Source organism: Streptomyces sp. NBC_00503 (assembly GCF_036346895.1).
In the GTDB taxonomy this organism is placed as follows: Bacteria; Actinomycetota; Actinomycetes; order Streptomycetales; family Streptomycetaceae; genus Streptomyces.
On the sequence record NZ_CP107855.1, the window covers coordinates 2,277,709 to 2,293,755 of the forward strand.

A 16,047-nucleotide genomic window follows, 5' to 3' on the forward strand; every position below is an offset into this window, starting at 1 on the left:
GATCTTCTGCGTCGGTGTTTCTGGATGGAGTGCCGGGCTCGGGCCCGGCGTGTTCGCTACTTGATCAGGTAGATCGTCGCGAAGAGGCCGATCCAGACGACATCGACGAAGTGCCAGTAGTAGGACACGACGATGGCCGACGTGGCCTGTTCGTGGGTGAACCTCTTGGCCGCGTACGTCCGGCCGAGGACCAGCAGGAAGGCGATGAGACCGCCCGTCACGTGCAGACCGTGGAAACCGGTGGTCAGGTAGAACACCGATCCGTAGGGGTCCGACGAGAGGGAGATGCCCTCGTGCTTGACCAGCTCGGTGTACTCGAACACCTGGCCGCCAATGAAGATCGCACCCATGACGAACGTGATGATGAACCATGTCCTGAGCTTCTTCACGTCACCGCGCTCGGCTGCGAATACGCCGAGCTGGCAGGTGAGCGAAGACAGCACCAGGATCGTGGTGTTCGTCGCCGAGAAGGGCAGGTTCAGGTTTGAAGCCTGTTCTGCCCAGTGCTCGGGACCCATCACGGATCGCAGGGTGAAGTACATCGCGAAGAGGGCCGCGAAGAACATCAGCTCGGAACTCAACCAGATGATGGTTCCCACGCTGACGAGGTTCGGCCTGTTGACCGTCGGGTGCGCGTGCCCGGTATCTACTGTCGTTGCTGTCGCCACGACCGACATTATGTCGGTCCCTTATCCCGCCCTCACCCCGGGGGGTGCCGTTCGGAGTGTCAGGGCCGTGTGCAAGGCCCGAACGGCCCATCAGACGGGCCTGCGCGCGACTGATCACGAGCCTGTGCGAACCGATGTTGACACCGGGTCGGACGGAGTAGCATCCCGCGCAACATCAGCGTTTTTCACGGGACACGTGGAGGAACGAAATGCGGGCGACTGCGCGGGTTCTGGTCTACAGCGACGACGCGGGCACCCGGGAGCAGGTGCGGCTGGCGGCCGGGCGCAGGCCGGCCTCCGACCTGCCGCCGGTGGAGTTCCTGGAATGCGCCACGCTCCCGGCCGTCCTGAGCCAACTGGACGCGGGTGGCATCGACGTGTGCGTGTTGGACGGCGAGGCGGCCCCTGCCGGGGGCATGGGCGTCTGCCGGCAGATCAAGGACGAGATCTTCCGGTGCCCTCCCGTACTGCTCCTGATGGGCCGTCCGCAGGACGCCTGGCTGGCCACGTGGAGCCGCGCGGACGCCGCCGTCACCCTTCCGGTGGATCCGGTGGGCTTCGCGGAGGCCCTGGCGGGTCTGCTGCGCACACGGCTCTCCCCGGCGGCCTGACCGGCCGGTTGGGCCCCGCGGGCCCGTAGATCCGCCCGCAGGGCCCGTACGGGCCCCACAACGGCCCGTACGGACGCATACCGGGGCACGGGAGCCCCGTACGGACTCCCGTGCCCCGGCAGGGGCGCTACGGGCCCTGTCGCCCCGGTGGTTACACCTGCGGGCGCAGCCGGTCCTTGTCGATGGGGCTGCGGCCTTCCTGGGTGCCCTTGAGGAGGGCGCTGCCCTGGCGCCACTCCTTCCAGTCCATGTTCCAGTCGCCGTAGCCGTTGCCGAAGGTGTCCATGTCGTCGCCGATGCTGTTGATGACCCGGACGATGTCGCCCTCGCTGATGTTCTCGTAGAACCAGGCGGCGTTGCCCGTGCTCATGCCGGTGCAGCCGTGGCTGACGTTCTCGTAGCCCTGGGAGCCGACGGACCACGGAGCGGCGTGGACGTATTCACCACTCCAGGTGACGCGAGTCGCGTAGTAGACGGGCAGGTTGTAGTACTCGCTGCCGCCGATGCCGACCGTGTCGCCGCGCATCTGGACGTAGTACTGCTTGCCGAGGACCACCTTGACGCCGTTTCGGGTGGAGAAGCCCGGCTTTCCGGTGGTCACCGGAATGGTGTTGATCACTTCTCCGTTGCGCTTGAACGTGAGGTAGTGCGAGGAGGCGTCCGTGGTGACCTCGACACGGTCCCCGATCTCCAGCTTCAGCGGCTTGCTGGCGGCCCCGTGGAGGTCCTCGGAGATCTTGATGCCCTCCAGGTTGCTCCGGACGGACACGGTGGTGTTGGCCGGCCAGTAGTCCTTGGGCCGGTAGTGGAGCTTCTTGTCGTCCACCCAGTACCAGGCGCCCTCGGCGTCCGGCGGGGCGTCGACGATCAGGCCCCGCTCGATGATCGCGCGGGCGGCCTTGTCCTTGACGGGTTCGTTGAGTTCGGCCGTGAGGGGCTGTCCGACGCCGTACTTGCCCTCCTCCGGGCCGAATTCGACCTTGAGGACCTTCTTGGAGGGGGTGGTGTCGAAGGACATCGTGCGCTGGCCCGGGGCGCCGTGTTCGTCCTCGGTGCTCACGTTGACGGTGTAGCGGACGCCGGCGGCCATCGGGACGGTGCTGTGCCAGCGGTCCCCCGCGGCGGACAGCTCGCCCGCCAGGCGGCGGCCGTGGGTGTCCACGGCGCTCACGTCGGTGATCCGGCCGCCGCTCTTGGCGGTGACCTCCAGGGGCCGTTCGGGGTCGACGGGACGGCTGCCGGAGGCCTGGTTGAAGGCGACTTGGTCACCCGCGTCGTAGGGGCGGGCAGACAGCGGGTTCTTGTCGCCGGACCCGCATGCGGTGGCGCCGGCCCCGAGGGACGCGACCAGCAGGGAGCAGCCGATTACCGTCCAAAGACGCGGTGAGTGGTTCATGGAGCCAACGCTATGAAGATATGACAATTACGGCGCGCGGGGTGACTGCAAACGAGGGGCCCGGACTCCTCCGTTAGAGGTGTCCGGGCCCCAGGTCTCAGGCTGCGGGCGCCACCGGAAGCGGTGGCGGTGACGCGGGTACTGCTACTGGTTCTGGTTCTCGCCGCGGTAGTACTCGTAGACCCAGCCCCACAGGCCCACGAGGATGACCGGCGCCGAGAAGTACATGAGCCACCAGCCGAAGATGACGCCGCTGAACGCGAGCGCGCCACCGATGGCCAGCGAGAGCGGCTGCCAGCTGTGCGGGGCGAAGAACCCCAGCTCGCCCGCCTCGTCGGCGACGTCGGCCTCCAGGTTGTCCTGGGCCATCTCGTCCACGCGCTTGGCCGTGAAGGCCAGGTAGTAGCCGATCATGACGCTCAGGCCGAAGGCCAGGAAGAGAGCGGTGGTACCGACGGGCTCCTTCGACCACACGCCGTACACGACGGCCATGATCAGGATGAAGAAGGAGAGCCAGAGGAACATCTTGCCCTGGATCTTCACTTGCCGGCCTCCTTGCCGCCGGTGACTGCCTTGGTACCGGCGTCGTGGTCCGCGAGGTGGTCGAGGGCCGCGATCTCCGGGTGGTGCAGGTCGAACGCCGGGGATTCACTGCGGATCCGCGGCAGGGTGAGGAAGTTGTGCCGCGGCGGCGGGCAGGAGGTCGCCCACTCGAGCGAACGGCCGTAGCCCCACGGGTCGTCGACCTCGACCTTCTTGCCGTACTTCGCCGTCTTCCAGACGTTGTACATGAAGGGCAGCATCGACAGGCCCAGCAGGAACGAGCTGATCGTGGAGATGGTGTTCAGCGCGGTGAAGCCGTCGGCCGCGAGGTAGTCCGCGTAACGACGCGGCATGCCCTCGACGCCCAGCCAGTGCTGCACCAGGAAGGTGCCGTGGAAGCCGATGAACAGCGTCCAGAAGGTGATCTTGCCGAGGCGCTCGTCCAGCATCTTGCCCGTGAACTTCGGCCACCAGAAGTGGAAGCCGGAGAACATCGCGAAGACCACGGTGCCGAAGATGACGTAGTGGAAGTGCGCGACGACGAAGTACGAGTCGGAGACGTGGAAGTCCATCGGGGGCGAGGCCAGGATGACGCCGGTCAGACCACCGAAGGTGAAGGTGATCAGGAAGCCGACGGCCCAGAGCATCGGGGTCTCGAAGGACAGCGAGCCCTTCCACATGGTGCCGATCCAGTTGAAGAACTTCACACCGGTCGGTACCGCGATCAGGAAGGTCATGAAGGAGAAGAACGGCAGCAGCACACCGCCGGTGACGTACATGTGGTGGGCCCACACGGTCACCGAGAGGCCGGCGATCGAGATCGTCGCGGCGATCAGGCCGATGTAACCGAACATCGGCTTGCGCGAGAAGACCGGGATCACTTCGGAAATGATTCCGAAGAATGGCAGCGCGATGATGTACACCTCTGGGTGTCCGAAGAACCAGAAGAGGTGTTGCCACAGTAGGGCGCCGCCATTTGCCGCATCGAACACATGCGCACCGAACTTCCGGTCGGCCTCCAGCGCGAAGAGCGCGGCGGCCAGCACCGGGAAGGCGAGCAGGACCAGAACACCGGTCAGCAGCACGTTCCAGGTGAAGATCGGCATGCGGAACATCGTCATGCCGGGGGCGCGCATGCAGATGATCGTGGTGATGAAGTTGACCGAACCGAGGATCGTGCCGAAGCCGGAGAAGGCCAGACCCATGATCCACATGTCGGCGCCGATGCCCGGCGAGCGGACGGCGTCCGACAGCGGGGAGTAGGCGAACCAGCCGAAGTCGGCGGCACCCGAGGGGGTGACGAAGCCGGCCACCGCGATGGTCGAGCCGAAGAGGTACAGCCAGTACGCGAACATGTTCAGCCGCGGGAACGCCACGTCGGGCGCGCCGATCTGCAGCGGCATGATCCAGTTGGCGAAGCCCGCGAACAGCGGGGTGGCGAACATCAGCAGCATGATCGTGCCATGCATGGTGAACGCCTGGTTGAACTGCTCGTTCGACATGATCTGCGTGCCCGGACGGGCCAGCTCGGCGCGCATGAAGAGCGCCATGATCCCGCCGATGATGAAGAACACGAACGACGTGACCAGGTACATCGTGCCGATGGTCTTGTGGTCGGTCGTGGTCATCCACTTCACGACCACGTTGCCCGGCTGCTTGCGCCGCACCGGCAGCTCGTTCTCGTACGAGTCGGCGGCGGCACCCTGAGATTCGTTGAGGATGCTCACAGTTTGTTCACTTCCGCATTCCGGGCCGGGTCGGTCTGCTTGATGCCGGCCGGGAGGTAGCCGGTCTGACCCTTCTCCGCGAGCTCCTTCAGGTGCGCCTTGTACGCCTCCGGGGAGACCACCTTGACGTTGAAGAGCATCCGGGAGTGGTCGACGCCGCAGAGCTCGGCGCACTTGCCCATGAAGGTGCCTTCTTGGGTCGGGGTGACCTCGAAGACGTTGGTGTGGCCCGGGATGACGTCCTGCTTGAACAGGAAGGGGACCACCCAGAAGGAGTGGATGACGTCATTCGACGACAGGATGAAGCGGACCTTCTCGCCCTTGGGCAGCCAGAGGGTCGGGCCCGGGTTGTTGGTGTCCGGGTTCCGGTCTCCGGGGACGCCCTTGGTGTAGACGCCCTCGGCGCCCGCGGGGAAGTCCTTGGTGTAGCGGTCCGGGATGGCGGCGAGTTCCTTCGGAACCTCGCCCGCCTTCGGGGTCGCCGCGTCGCCGTCGACGTTCTCGACGTAGTTGAAGCCCCAGCTCCACTGGTAGCCGATCACGTTGATCGTGTGAGCCGGCTTGGCGGAGAGGGAGAGCAGCTTCGATTCATCGCGCGCGGTGAAGTAGAACAGCACCGAGACGATGATGAGCGGGACCACGGTGTACAGCGCCTCGATCGGCATGTTGTACCGGGTCTGCGCGGGGACCTCGATCTTCGTCCGGCTGCGCCGGTGGAAGATGACGCTCCACATGATCAGGCCCCACACCAGGATGCCCGTAATGAGAGCGGCCGCCCAGGAGCCCTGCCACAGGGAGAGGATGCGAGGCGCCTCCTCCGTGACCGGGGTGGGCATTCCGAGGCGGGGGAAGTCTTTCCAGGTGTACGAGCAACCAGTGGCGGTCGCCAGAACCGCGCCCGCAGTCAGCGCCTGCAGCAGCTTCCGCCGCATCGGGCGCCGCGGCGAGCGGTCGGAGCCGTAGGGACTCACGTAGCGCCTTCCCGAGAGTCTCGGCCCGCGCGGCCGGCCGCGGCCGTATTCGGGTCGGTCGCCGGCCCTGACGCAGGCAGGGGTTTGGATGTTTATGCGGACCAAACCCTACTGGACGCTATTTGGGGTCGCGCGGGGAGGGTGCCCAACGCGCCGTTACTGACCCCGAAGGGATGGATCCGCCGTACGGGGGACGGCCCAACCGACCCCGAATGGCGGCCTCCGGAAGACATCTGACGGGCCCTGACCTCGGCCGGACGCCACACCGGGCGGGCGGCCGGTTAGCGTGACCGGATGCCGTACTTCGACACCGCGTCCGCCGCCCCGCTGCACCCCGTGGCCCGCCAAGCGCTCCAGGCCTCCCTCGACGAGGGCTGGGCCGACCCGGCCCGGCTCTACCGCGAAGGCCGGCGGGCCAGGCTGCTGCTGGACGCGGCCCGGGAGGCCGCGGCGGATTCGGTGGGATGCCGTCCCGACGAGCTCGTGTTCACTCCTTCGGGGACGCACGCGGTTCACTCGGGCATGGCGGGGGTACTCGCGGGCCGTCGGCGCGTCGGCGGGCATCTGGTCGTATCAGCGGTGGAACACAGCTCCGTCCTGCACGCGGCGGAGTCCCACGCCGCGCGCGGCGGCACCGTCAGCGAGGTCCCGGTCGACCGATACGGCCGGGTCGACCCCGCCGCCTACGGGGACTTCGTACGCCCCGACACCGCGCTGGCCTGCCTCCAGTCGGCCAACCACGAGGTGGGCACCGTCCAGCCGGTGGCGGAGGTCGCCGAACTCTGCGGCGCGGCCGGCGTGCCGCTGCTCGTGGACGCGGCCCAGTCGCTGGGCTGGGGACCGGTCGCCGCGGGCTGGTCCGTCCTGTGCGCGAGCGCCCACAAATGGGGCGGCCCGCCCGGAGTCGGCCTGCTGGCGGTCCGCAAGGGCGTCCGGTACTCCTCCCAACACCCCTCCGACGAGCGGGAGTCCGGCCGCTCCCCCGGCTTCGTCAACCTCCCGGCGGCCGTCGCCGCAGCGGCCTCCCTGCGGGCGGTGCGCGCCGAGGCCGACGCGGAGGCCGCCCGGCTGCGGACCCTGGTCGACCGGCTGCGGCGGCGGGTGGCCCGGCTGGTCCCCGACGTGGAAGTGGTGGGCCACCCCGACCTGCGCCTCCCCCATCTGGTCACCTTCTCCTGCCTCTACGTCGACGGCGAGACCCTGCTCCACGAGTTGGACCGGGCCGACTACTCCGTCTCCTCCGGCTCCTCGTGCACCAGCTCGACCCTGACTCCGTCCCATGTGCTGCGCGCGATGGGGGTGCTGTCGGAGGGCAACGTACGGGTCTCCCTGCCTACGGGCACCACGGCCGCGGAGGTCAACGGGTTCCTGGAACTGCTGCCGGGGGTGGTGGCGGGGGTCCGCGAACGACTCGGCGTCGCGGAGCCGGTGCCGGCGCCCGACCCTGATGTGGAGTCCCTCGAACTGGACACCCTGGGGTTGCGGTGCCCGCAGCCCGTCATCGAACTGGGGCGGGCGATCGGGCGGGTGCCGGTGGGGGGCACGGTGACCGTGCTGTCGGACGACGAGGTCGCGCGGCTGGACATCCCGGCGTGGTGCGTGATGCGGGGGCAGGTGTACGTGGGCGAGGCCCCTCGGCCGGAGGGGGTCGCGTACACGGTGCGGCGGGTGGTGTGAGCCGGGGGGTGGGCCCTGCGGGGCATGTCCCCGACCCACCCTTCCGCCGTTCCCTGGGCTCCGCCCAGACCCGCGCCTCAAACGCCGGCGGGGCTGGAAAAATCCAGCCCCGCCGACGTTTGAGGCCCGACTGCTACGCCGCGAGGTGGGACTGGACTTCCGCCGCCGCCACGTCGCCGTAGGCCTTCGTGAAGCGCTCCATGAAGTGCGCGCGGGCCAGGGTGTACTCCTGGGTGCCCAGCGTCTCGATGACCAGCGTCGCCAGCATGCAGCCGACCTGCGCCGCGCGCTCCAGGCTCACGCCCCAGCCCAGCCCCGTAAGGAACCCGGCGCGGAACGCGTCGCCGACGCCGGTCGGGTCGACCTTGGCGGTCTCCTCCGGGCAGCCGACGACGATCGGGTCGTGGCCGACCCGCTCGATGCGGACGCCGTTCGAGCCGAGGGTGGTGACCCGCGTGCCGACCTTCGCCAGGATCTCCGCGTCCGTCCAGCCGGACTTCGCCTCGATGAGGCCCTTCTCGTACTCGTTCGAGAAGAGGTACGTCGCGCCCTCCATCAGGGTGCGGATGTTGTCCCCGTCCATCCGGGCGATCTGCTGCGAGAAGTCCGCCGCGAAGGGGATGTTCCGCGTCCGGCACTCCTCCGTGTGGCGGAGCATCGCCTCGGGGTCGTCGGCGCCGATCAGGACGAGGTCCAGGCCGCCGACACGGTCCGCGACCGCCTTCAGCTCGATCAGGCGGGCCTCGCTCATCGCGCCCGTGTAGAAGGAGCCGATCTGGTTGTGGTCGGCGTCCGTGGTGCAGACGAAGCGCGCGGTGTGCAGCACCTCGGAGATGCGCACGGAGGCGGTGTCGACGCCGTGCCGGTCCAGCCAGGAGCGGTACTCGTCGAAGTCGTAGCCGGCCGCGCCGACGAGGATCGGGCGGGTGCCGAGCTGCCCCATGCCGAAGCAGATGTTCGGACCGACGCCTCCCCGGCGGACGTCGAGGTTGTCGACGAGGAACGAGAGGGAGACCGTGTGCAGCTGATCCGCGACCAACTGGTCGGCGAAGCGGCCGGGGAAGGTCATGAGGTGGTCGGTGGCGATGGAGCCGGTGACTGCGATGCGCACGGGGTGGATGCTCCTGCTCGGGAGGGCAAAGGGGACAGTCAAAACTACCCGGTCGACGGCGGTTGACCGACCGGCTGAAACTACCCCGTAGTAGGGCTTTCTTCGCCCGCATTGGCGTGTCTACCGTGCCCCCATGACCTATACCGATGGCTTCGGGTACGCCGAGACGGCCCAGAACACCGCCGACGCTCGGCCCGGTTTCGCACGGCTGCTGGGCGACTGCGCCCGGATGGCCCCGCACTGGTCGGTCCCCGCCGACCCCCGTCCGGACCGGGTGGCACCCTCTCAGATCCACGGGATCCGCGTCCCCGCGGCCTCGGCCCGGCTGATCGCCTCCACCGCCGCCTACGGGGACTGAGCGGCTGCCCGGGAGATCCGGGGGGAACCGGATCGGCGCCTGTTCCGTCACATCCGCATCACCACTGGCGGGACGGGCTAAGGAGCGATGCGGTGACCACCGAACAACCGGGCACATCCGATACACCACTGGCCGTGCGGCGGCGGCCCGCCTGGGCCGTCGGCGCGATCGTGGCCGCCGTCCTCGTCACGGGCGGCGGCACCGCGTACTGGGCGTCGACCGCCCACGGTGAGGGCCGTACGGGCGGCGGTACGGACTCCTCCGCGGCCTCCGCACCCCGCGTGGCGCCGACTCCGCCCGGTCCCGGCATCGCGGTCGGCGAGCCCGATCCGTCCGGCGGCGGGGTCACGTACGCGGCGGACGTCGAACTCCCCGGCGGTCCGGCCACCGCGCCCGCCTTCGCCGCGACCGGCGAGGTCGGCTCCGCCGACGTGGCCCGCCTCGCGGCGGCCCTCGGCATCTCCGGCGCGCCGCGCCGGAGCGGGGAGATGTGGCAGGCCGGGGAGACCGCGGACGGTTCCGGGCCCCGGCTGACGGTGAACTCCAAGGCCCCCGGTACCTGGACCTTCTCCCGCTTCCAGGTCGGCGGCACCGGCGACGACTGCCAGCGCGGCAAGGACACCTGCGGCCCGGCCACCCTCCCCGAGGGCCTGGACCAGGGCTCCGCCCAGAAGGGGCAGGCCCCGGCCGGGAAGCCCCTCTCCGAGGCCGCCGCCAAGGCCGCCGCCGCGCCCGTACTGGCGGCCGTCGGCCAGAGCGGCGCCAAGCTGGACGCCCGGCTGGTCCAGGGCTCGGTGCGGGTGGTGAGTGCCGACCCGGTGGTGGGCGGACTGCCCACCCAGGGCTGGTCCACCAAGATCGGCGTCGGGGCGGACTCCCAGGTGGTGTCGGGCAGCGGCGAGCTGACCCTCCCCGTGCGGGCCGCCGCCGAGCAGCCGGTGATCGGCGCCGTCGACGCGCTGGCCCGGCTGAACAAGAGGTCCGCGGGCCCCGCGGACGGCACGGGCCCCGGCCCCAGCGGCTGCGCCACGAGCGTCCCGCTGGCTCCGGACACCGCGGTCGGCGCGACGGACACGCCGCCCTGCAACCCGGACCCCCGCCCGATGAAGCCCCCGCGCACGGAGTCGGTACGGGGCGCCGTGCTCGGGCTGGTTCCCGGCACGGTCGACGGGGCCCGGGGTCTGGTCCCGGCCTGGCTGTTCGAGGTGGCGGGCAAGGACGGCGCCGCGAGCCACACCGTGGCCCAGCCGGCGGCCCTGGCCGAGGAGCCCGCGCCGGGCACGGCGCCCCCCGCTCCCCCGGCCGGGAAGACGCTGACGGTGCCCGGATTCTCGTACTCCGAGGCCGACAGGACCCTGACCGTGAACTTCTGGGGCGGGGTGTGCAGCACCTACGCGCTGGAGGCCCGGGAGGAGCCCGGTTCGGTGCTGGTGAAGATCACCGACACCCCGAACAAGCCGGGTCAGTCCTGCATCATGCTCGCGCAGGAGATGACGGTCACGGCCCGGCTCCAGCAGCCGCTCGGCGACCGGAAGGTGATCGACGCCACGACGGGCAAGCCGATCCCCCGGCAGTAGCCGTCAGGGCCCGGGAGCGGATCCGGGCGCACGAGAGGGGCCCCGCGGTCGGTTCGACCGCGGGGCCCCTCTCGTCGTCCTACAGGTTTAGCTGAAGGAGTCACCGCAGGCGCAGGAGCCCGTGGCGTTCGGGTTGTCGATCGTGAAGCCCTGCTTCTCGATGGTGTCGACGAAGTCGATCGACGCACCGTGGAGGTACGGGGAGCTCATCCGGTCGGTGACGACCTTGACGCCGTCGAAGTCCTTCACGACGTCGCCGTCGAGGGACCGCTCGTCGAAGAAGAGCTGGTAGCGCAGGCCCGAGCAGCCGCCGGGCTGGACGGCGACGCGCAGCGCCAGGTCCTCGCGGCCTTCCTGCTCAAGGAGGGTCCTGACCTTCTCGGCGGCGGCGTCGGACAGGAGGATGCCGTCGCTCACAGTGGTCTTTTCGTCCTGTACGGACATCTGCATTCACTCCCGAAGTGGGCGGCTCCCCACTCCAAGGCGGGGAAACGTCGGACTCTTGCCGTCGGTGGCAACGAGCGGGACCGCGGTTTCATTCCGGGACCCGACGCTTGTTTCAGAAATTCCATGCTCGCACACCGCGCGAGGGGGCGAGCCCGTACCGGGGGTCGACCTCGGGTGGACGTCGCCCGGACGTCGCCCGGAGCTCGGCCGGAGCTCGGGCGGACCTCGGGCGGGCGAATGCGTCACATCGACACTATCGGCATCGTCAAAGTGACGTGAAGCGGTTATGATAGATAACGTCAAATAGACGAGAAGTCGAAGCCGATGGCTTCAGAAGTCCCTTGTCGCAGAACAGAAAGGGTGCGTGTCGTGACCACCGCCCAGCCTTTGGACAACCAGCCTTTGGACGTCCAGCCGACGCCCCTCGCCCTGCTGCTGCTCGGCCGCGAAGCCGATCCCAAGAGCGAGCGCGGGGTGGAGTGCCCCGGCGACCTGCCGTCGCCGTCGGACCCGGACCTCGTGGCGCGCGCCCGCGCGGCCAAGGAGAAGCTCGGGGACAAGGTCTTCATCCTCGGCCACCACTACCAGCGGGACGAGGTCATCGAGTTCGCCGACGTCACCGGTGACTCCTTCAAGCTCGCCAAGGACGCGGCCGCCAAGCCGGAAGCCGAGTACATCGTCTTCTGCGGCGTCCACTTCATGGCCGAGTCCGCGGACATCCTGACCTCGGACGACCAGAAGGTCGTCCTGCCCGACCTCGCCGCGGGCTGCTCGATGGCCGACATGGCCACCGCCGAGCAGGTCGCGGAGTGCTGGGACGTGCTGACCGAGGCCGGGATCGCCGGCACCACGGTGCCCGTCTCGTACATGAACTCCTCGGCCGACATCAAGGCCTTCACCGGCAAGCACGGCGGCACGATCTGTACCTCGTCCAACGCCAAGAAGGCCCTGGAGTGGGCGTTCGAGCAGGGTGAGAAGGTGCTCTTCCTCCCGGACCAGCACCTGGGCCGCAACACGGCCGTCCGCGACATGGGCATGTCCCTGGACGACTGCGTGCTCTACAACCCGCACAAGCCGAACGGCGGCCTCACCGTCGAGCAGCTCCAGGGCGCCAAGATGATCCTGTGGCGCGGGCACTGCTCCGTACACGGCCGTTTCTCGGTGGATTCGGTCAACGACGTGCGCGCCCGCATCCCCGGCGTCAACGTCCTCGTCCACCCCGAGTGCAAGCACGAGGTGGTGGCGGCCGCGGACTACGTCGGCTCCACCGAGTACATCATCAAGGCGCTGGAGGCGGCCCCGGCCGGCTCCAAGTGGGCCATCGGCACCGAGCTGAACCTCGTGCAGCGCCTGGCGAACCGTTTTGCCGCTGAGGACAAGGAGGTCGTCTTCCTCGACAAGACGGTCTGCTTCTGCTCGACGATGAACCGCATCGACCTCCCCCACCTGGTGTGGACCCTGGAGTCCCTGGCCGAGGGCAACCTCGTGAACCAGATCCAGGTCGACAAGGAGACCGAGAGCTTCGCCAAGCTGGCCCTGGAGCGCATGCTCGCGCTGTAGCGGCGCGGGCCGCGCCGACCGCACCGGCCGCGCGAAGCCCCGTACACGCCCGAAGGGCCGCCCCTCCGTCTGGAGGGGCGGCCCTTCGGCGTCGAACGGGAGAACTGCCGCGGTCAGACCTTGACCGGGCTCTCGTCCTCCGCGGAGGCGGACGGGGACGGGGACGGGACCACCGTCAGGCGGGCCGTCTTCTTGCCTCGGCGGCGCTCCTTGAAGAGCTCGAACATCGTGTACAGCGTCGGCACCAGGAGCAGCGTCAGCAGGGTGGAGCTGATCAGGCCGCCGATGACGACCACCGCGAGCGGCTGCGAGATGAAGCCGCCCTCGCCCGTGACGCCCAGCGCCATCGGGAGCAGCGCGAAGATCGTCGCCAGTGCCGTCATCAGGATCGGGCGCAGCCGGTGGCGGCCGCCCTCGACGACCGCCTCGACGACGCCGTAGCCCTGGGCGCGGTACTGGTTGACCAGGTCGATCAGGACGATCGCGTTGGTCACGACGATGCCGATGAGCATCAGCATGCCGATCAGAGCCGGGATGCCGAGCGGCGTGCCGGTGATCAGGAGCAGGCCGAGGGCGCCGGTGGCCGCGAAGGGGATGGAGACCAGCAGGATCAGCGGCTGGACCAGCGAGCGGAACGTCGCGACCAGCAGCATGAAGACGATCGCGATGGCCGCGAGCATGGCCAGGCCCAGGTCCGCGAAGGCCTTGCTCTGGTCCTGGCCGACGCCGCCGATGGTGGCGGTGGCGCCCGCGGGCAGGTCCAGGGCCTTGATCTTCGTCTGGAGGTCCGCGCTGACGGCGCCGGTGTTGTCACCGACCGGCTTCGCGGTGATGGTGGCGGCGCGGGCGCCGTCGATCCGGGTCATCGCGACCGGGCCGGGTACCTCCTTGACCTCGGCGATGTCGCCGAGCCTGACCGGGCCGACCGGCAGCGCCTGCAGCTGGGCCAGGGTGGTGGCCGGCTGCGCGGACTTGATGACGATGTCCCGCTCGGTGTCGTCCAGTACGGCCTTGCCCGCCGGGTTGCCCCGTACGGCCTGGGCGACGATCCCGCCGAGCGCGGCCTGGCTGATGCCGAGTTCCGCCGCCTTGGGGGTGGCGGTGACCGAGATCCGGGGCACGGACTGGGACAGGTCGCTCTGGACGTCGGTGACGTCCTTGAGGGTGGCCACCTCGGCGCGGACCTGCTCGGCGGCCTTGGCCAGGACGCCCGCGTCACCGGCCTTGACGACGACCCGGAGGTTCTGGCTGCCGAAGCCGTCGCCCGCCGCGACGGTGGTGTCGCCGATGCCGTCGAGTCCCTTCAGGGCCGTCTCGATGTGCTTCTTGGCGGCGTCGGCGTCGTCGGAACTCTTCAGCGTGACCGCGTACGAGGCCTCGTTGGAGCCGGTGCCGCCGCCGAAGGCGGCCATGAAGCCGGAGGACCCGACGGTGACCTGGTAGGCCTCGACGCCCTCGGTTTCGGACAGGACCTTCTCGACCTTGCGGCTCGCCTCGTCGGCGGCGGCCAGCGAGGTGCCCGGGGGCAGCTGCTGCTTGACGTTCAGGACGTTCTGCTCGCCCTGGTCGAAGAAGTTCGTCTTGAGCAGCGGGGTCATGCCCAGTGTCGCGACGAACACCACGACGGCCACGACCAGGGTGGTGATCCTGCGGCGGGTGACCAGGCCCAGCGCGCGGACGTAGAACTGCTGGAGCCTGCTGCGCGACTCCTTCTCCTCGGCCTCGCGGCGCGCCTTATCGGCGCTCGCCGCGTCCCCGGCGCTGACGCCCTTGGGCGCGCGCAGGAACCAGTACGAGAGCACCGGCACGACCGTCAGGGAGACGATCAGCGAGGCCAGCAGGGCCGCGGTGACCGTGATGGAGAACGGGCCGAAGAACTGGCCGACCATGCCGCCGACGAAGGCGATCGGCAGGAAGACGGCGACGGTGGTGAGCGTGGAGGAAGTGACCGCGCCGGCCACCTCCTTGACCGCGGTGATGATCGCGTGTTCGCGCTCCTCGCCGTAGCCGAGGTGGCGCTTGATGTTCTCCAGGACCACGATCGAGTCGTCGACGACCCGGCCGATGGCGATGGTGAGCGCGCCCAGCGTCAGCATGTTGAGGGAGAGGTCGCGGGTCCACAGCACGATCAGCGCGAGGACCACGGACAGCGGGATGGAGACCGCGGTGACCAGCGTCGAGCGGATCGAGCCGAGGAAGACCAGGATCACGATCACCGCGAAGACCAGGCCGAGCAGGCCCTCGGTGGTCAGGCCGGAGATGGACTTGGCGACGGGCGGTCCCTGGTCCTGGATCACGGCCAGATCGGCGCCGGAGCCGAGGGTGGAACGCAGCTCGGGCAGCTTGTCCTTGACGGCGTCCGAGATGGCTACGGCGCTGCCTTCCTTGTCCATGGTCAGGACGAGGGAGAGGCTGGGCTTGCCGTTGGTGCGGGTGATGGAGACCGCCTTGGCGGACTCCTGCTTCACGCTCGCCACGTCACCGAGGCGCACGGCCGGCTTGCCGGGTCCGGCGGTCAGGCGCAGGTCTTCGAGCTGGGCGAGCGAGGTGTAGCCCGAACCGACGCGTACGGTGCGGTTCTTGCCCGCCTCGTCGAAGGAGCCGGCCGGGACGGTGGCGCCGCCCGCCGCCAGGCCCTGGGCGAGCGCCTGTCCGTCGAGGCCGGCCGCGGCGAGCTTGGCGGCGTCCGGGGTGACGGTGACCTGGAGGTCCTGGACCCCGTTGACGGTGACCTGGCGGACCCCCGTGATGTCCTGCAGCACGGGGACGACCGACTTGTTCAGCTGGTCGGCCAGCGCCTGCTGGTCCTTGTCGGAGGTGACGGCGAGGACCACGGTCGGCATGTCGTCGGTGGAACCGGCGATCACCTGCGGGTCGACCTCGGAGGGCAGCCGGACGCGGGCCCGGTTGACGGCCTGCTGGACGTCGGCGACGAGCTGCTTGGTGCCGGTGTCGCCGTAGTCGAAGGTCGCCATGATGAGGGCGTTGCCCTCACTGGCGGTGGAGGTGATGCCGGTGATTCCGTCGACGCCCTTGAGGGTGGCCTCGATCGGTTCGACGACCTGCTTCTCCACCACGTCGGGCGAGGCGCCCTGGTACGGCGCGAGCACCGACACCATCGGCAGGTCGATGGAGGGCAGCAGCTGCTGCTTGAGCTGCGGGATGGCTATGGCACCGAAGAGGAGCGCGACGAGCGACACGAGGCCGATCAGCGCCCTTTGGGCCAGGCTGAAGCGGGACAGCCGGAACATGGATATGAGGTTCTCTCTGCAGTGACGTGGGTGACGTCGAACGACGTCGACGAAGTCATGCCGCCGGACGACCCCGTGAGGGTGCGCGCGAAGGCTCCTCAGCTTGTCGTGCGCGCGGGCACGCCGGCGTCGGCCCCAGGTCCCGTCCTT

At 69.4% G+C, this 16,047-nt stretch carries 13 protein-coding genes; 5 read left to right on the forward strand and 8 right to left on the reverse strand.

The window, feature by feature from the left end:
• Window positions 1–56: 56 nt before the first annotated feature.
• Complete coding sequence (gene ctaE / locus OG490_RS10645; protein WP_330296040.1) at window positions 57–677, reverse strand: aa3-type cytochrome oxidase subunit III; 621 nt, start codon at window positions 675–677, stop codon at window positions 57–59.
• 200 nt (window positions 678–877) lie between these two features.
• Between ctaE and OG490_RS10650 the strand changes: the two genes are divergently transcribed.
• Window positions 878–1,279 carry a hypothetical protein gene (locus OG490_RS10650; protein WP_330296041.1) on the forward strand — a complete coding sequence of 134 codons (402 nt, stop codon included), beginning with the start codon at window positions 878–880 and terminating at the stop codon, window positions 1,277–1,279.
• A 151-nt stretch (window positions 1,280–1,430) separates the two neighbouring features.
• Here the strand turns inward: OG490_RS10650 and OG490_RS10655 are convergent, their stop codons facing one another.
• The 4 genes from OG490_RS10655 to ctaC all read right to left on the reverse strand — a co-directional run bounded on the left by OG490_RS10655 (window position 1,431) and on the right by ctaC (window position 5,916).
• On the reverse strand, window positions 1,431–2,675 hold the full coding sequence (locus OG490_RS10655; RefSeq protein WP_330296042.1) for a L,D-transpeptidase: 1,245 nt from the start codon (window positions 2,673–2,675) through the stop codon (window positions 1,431–1,433).
• A 144-nt stretch (window positions 2,676–2,819) separates the two neighbouring features.
• Entirely contained in the window at window positions 2,820–3,218 is a 399-nt protein-coding gene (locus tag OG490_RS10660) for a cytochrome c oxidase subunit 4 (protein ID WP_330296043.1), read from the reverse strand.
• Complete coding sequence (ctaD, locus tag OG490_RS10665) at window positions 3,215–4,945, reverse strand: aa3-type cytochrome oxidase subunit I (RefSeq protein WP_330296044.1); 1,731 nt, start codon at window positions 4,943–4,945, stop codon at window positions 3,215–3,217. The genes OG490_RS10660 and ctaD overlap by 4 nt, the downstream gene beginning before the upstream one ends.
• A complete protein-coding gene (gene ctaC, locus OG490_RS10670) occupies window positions 4,942–5,916 on the reverse strand; it encodes an aa3-type cytochrome oxidase subunit II (protein WP_330296045.1) in 975 nt (324 codons plus the stop codon). The genes ctaD and ctaC overlap by 4 nt, the downstream gene beginning before the upstream one ends.
• 294 nt (window positions 5,917–6,210) lie before the next feature.
• On the opposite strand from ctaC, the gene OG490_RS10675 reads away from it, so the two are divergent.
• Complete coding sequence (locus tag OG490_RS10675) at window positions 6,211–7,593, forward strand: cysteine desulfurase/sulfurtransferase TusA family protein (RefSeq protein ID WP_330296046.1); 1,383 nt, start codon at window positions 6,211–6,213, stop codon at window positions 7,591–7,593.
• A 133-nt stretch (window positions 7,594–7,726) separates the two neighbouring features.
• Here the strand turns inward: OG490_RS10675 and OG490_RS10680 are convergent, their stop codons facing one another.
• The gene (locus OG490_RS10680; RefSeq protein WP_330296047.1) at window positions 7,727–8,704 is read right to left on the reverse strand and encodes a carbohydrate kinase family protein; all 978 of its coding nucleotides are present in this window, start codon (window positions 8,702–8,704) and stop codon (window positions 7,727–7,729) included.
• A gap of 133 nt (window positions 8,705–8,837) precedes the next feature.
• Between OG490_RS10680 and OG490_RS10685 the strand changes: the two genes are divergently transcribed.
• Together OG490_RS10685 and OG490_RS10690 are read left to right on the forward strand one after the other, a co-directional pair.
• Window positions 8,838–9,062 (forward strand): hypothetical protein, encoded by a 225-nt coding sequence (locus tag OG490_RS10685; protein ID WP_330296048.1) that lies wholly within the window; start codon window positions 8,838–8,840, stop codon window positions 9,060–9,062.
• 92 nt (window positions 9,063–9,154) lie between these two features.
• The gene (locus tag OG490_RS10690) at window positions 9,155–10,639 is read left to right on the forward strand and encodes a hypothetical protein (RefSeq protein ID WP_330296049.1); all 1,485 of its coding nucleotides are present in this window, start codon (window positions 9,155–9,157) and stop codon (window positions 10,637–10,639) included.
• Between the two features lie 87 nt (window positions 10,640–10,726).
• Here OG490_RS10690 and erpA read toward each other — a convergent pair whose 3' ends face one another.
• On the reverse strand, window positions 10,727–11,083 hold the full coding sequence (erpA, locus tag OG490_RS10695; RefSeq protein ID WP_214949940.1) for an iron-sulfur cluster insertion protein ErpA: 357 nt from the start codon (window positions 11,081–11,083) through the stop codon (window positions 10,727–10,729).
• A gap of 363 nt (window positions 11,084–11,446) precedes the next feature.
• On the opposite strand from erpA, the gene nadA reads away from it, so the two are divergent.
• The gene (gene nadA, locus OG490_RS10700; RefSeq protein ID WP_330296050.1) at window positions 11,447–12,646 is read left to right on the forward strand and encodes a quinolinate synthase NadA; all 1,200 of its coding nucleotides are present in this window, start codon (window positions 11,447–11,449) and stop codon (window positions 12,644–12,646) included.
• A 113-nt stretch (window positions 12,647–12,759) separates the two neighbouring features.
• Here nadA and OG490_RS10705 read toward each other — a convergent pair whose 3' ends face one another.
• Window positions 12,760–15,897, reverse strand: a complete 3,138-nt coding sequence (locus tag OG490_RS10705) for an efflux RND transporter permease subunit (protein ID WP_330296051.1) — start codon at window positions 15,895–15,897, stop codon at window positions 12,760–12,762.
• Window positions 15,898–16,047: the final 150 nt, after the last annotated feature.